Source organism: Microbacterium sp. MMO-56, from assembly GCF_037146215.1.
Taxonomy (GTDB): Bacteria; Actinomycetota; Actinomycetes; order Actinomycetales; family Microbacteriaceae; genus Microbacterium.
Genome location: NZ_JBBCVW010000049.1, coordinates 1 through 1,247, shown reverse-complemented (window position 1 = coordinate 1,247; position 1,247 = coordinate 1). Strand labels below are relative to the sequence as shown.

Below are 1,247 nucleotides of genomic sequence, written 5' to 3'. Positions count from 1 at the left end.
TGGGCCGCCCCCTTCATTCGGTCCGGTCGCTGTGCGAGTCGTCGGTTTCCGATTGATGGGTGCATTGCCGAGCGTAGTCGACGGGTGCGAGGTAGCCGAGCGATGAATGCCGGCGGTCGTGGTTGTATTCGGTCTTCCAGTCGCCGATCACGACCTGGGCGTGGAGCAGCGAGTAGAAGCTGTTGATGTTCAGGCACTCGTCGCGGAGCCTGCTGTTGAACGACTCGACGTACCCGTTGTGCCAGGGCGAGCCGGGCGGGATGTAGAACAGGCCGGTGCGGGTGCCGGCCCAGTGGGCCATCGCGTCGCTGATGAACTCGGGGCCGTTGTCGGATCGGAGCACCGCGGGGGCGCCGCGGACTGCGACGAGGTCCTCGAGGTGGGCGGTGAGCCGGTCCGCGGTGATCGACCGTTCGACGAGCCCGCCGATGCACTCGCGGGTGTGCTCGTCGACGATGGAGCAGATCTTGATCGGACGGCCCTGCTCGTCCGCGTCGAACTGGAAGTCCACCGCCCACACGAGGTTGGGTGCGACCGCTGCCGGGGCGTCGACGGTCGAAGACCCAACGCGTTTGCGGCGACGCCGCTGCGGGACGCGCAGCCCTTCCTCGCGCCAGAGCCGTTGGATCTTCTTGTGGTTCACGACCCACCCCTCGCCGCGGGCATCGTGGTAGGCCCTGCGGTATCCCCACCGCGGGTGCTTCTTCGCATACGCCCGCAGCCAGTCCCGCAACGCCAGGTCCGGGTCGGCTGTCGTCTCGCCCTGGAGCGGGCGACGGTATGCGGACCTGCTCAGCCCGGCCAGACGGCACGCCATTCGTTCGCTCACCCGCAGCTTGCGCTTGAGGTGGTCGACGGCGGCGCGGCGCCTGCCCGGGCCTAGAAGTTTCCCTCAGCCAGCTCCTTGAGCGCGGCCTTCTCGAGCTCTGCCTCGGCGAGCAGCCGCTTGAGCGTGGCGTTCTGCTTCTCGAGCTCCTTCAGCCGCTTCGCGTCGTCGGCCTTCAATCCGCCGTACTGGTTCCGCCACCGGTAGTACGTCTGCTCGGACACTCCGAGCTCTCGACACACCCCGGCGATGTCGCTCCCGCCCGCGAGCATCCTGTCGGCCTGCCCGAGCTTACGGACGACCTGCTCCGGAGTGTGACGCTTCCTGCTGTTCGTCATGATCTGACCAGTCTCCCTGCCCGGACCCCCGGGCAACAGGACGACTCACACAACCACCGGACCTACCGAACGGGGTCAGCCCA

General features: G+C 67.8%; 1 protein-coding gene. It reads right to left on the bottom strand.

Going from position 1 to position 1,247, the window contains the following annotated elements; translation table 11 throughout:
• Positions 1-13 precede the first annotated feature (13 nt).
• A protein-coding gene (locus WFI00_RS17730; RefSeq protein WP_336627483.1) for an IS3-like element ISAar43 family transposase occupies positions 14-1,164 on the bottom strand; the annotation gives its coding sequence in 2 pieces (ribosomal slippage) (positions 14-894 and positions 894-1,164; 1,152 coding nt in all).
• Positions 1,165-1,247 lie beyond the last annotated feature (83 nt).